Origin of the sequence: Georgenia satyanarayanai (assembly GCF_023715365.1) — a bacterium.
GTDB lineage: Bacteria > Actinomycetota > Actinomycetes > Actinomycetales > Actinomycetaceae > Oceanitalea > Oceanitalea satyanarayanai_B.
In genome coordinates, this window is record NZ_JAMBNZ010000155.1 from 1 (window position 1) to 409 (window position 409).

A 409-nucleotide genomic window follows, 5' to 3' on the forward strand; every position below is an offset into this window, starting at 1 on the left:
GTTGCCATCGTCGCGGTCAACGGCGACGGGCTGATAGCCGTCATCGACCAGTACCGCCACCCGATGCGCAAACGGATGTGGGAGATCCCCGCGGGGCTGCTGGATGTCCCCAGCGAGGCCCCGCTCGATGCGGCCCGACGCGAATTGGCGGAGGAGACCGACCTAGTTGCGCAGGAGTGGACGAAGCTGCTCACCCTGGACAACTCTCCCGGCGGAAGTGCGGAGACCCTGCACGTGTACCTCGCGACCGGCGTGCGCCCCGCCAGGCAACGGTTCGACCGCCAGGAGGAAGAAGCGGATATGGCGATCGGCTGGGCGAGCCTTGACACGATCCTGGATGCGATTCTGGCCTCCCGCGTGAGCAATCCGAGTCTGCTGACCGGGGTTCTCGGCTACGCAGCCTGGCTGG

At 67.0% G+C, this 409-nt stretch carries 1 protein-coding gene; it reads left to right on the forward strand.

The features are described 5' to 3' along the window. A partial coding sequence (locus M3148_RS17455; protein ID WP_251305978.1) for an NUDIX domain-containing protein occupies positions 1 to 409 on the forward strand: 409 nt, incomplete at both ends.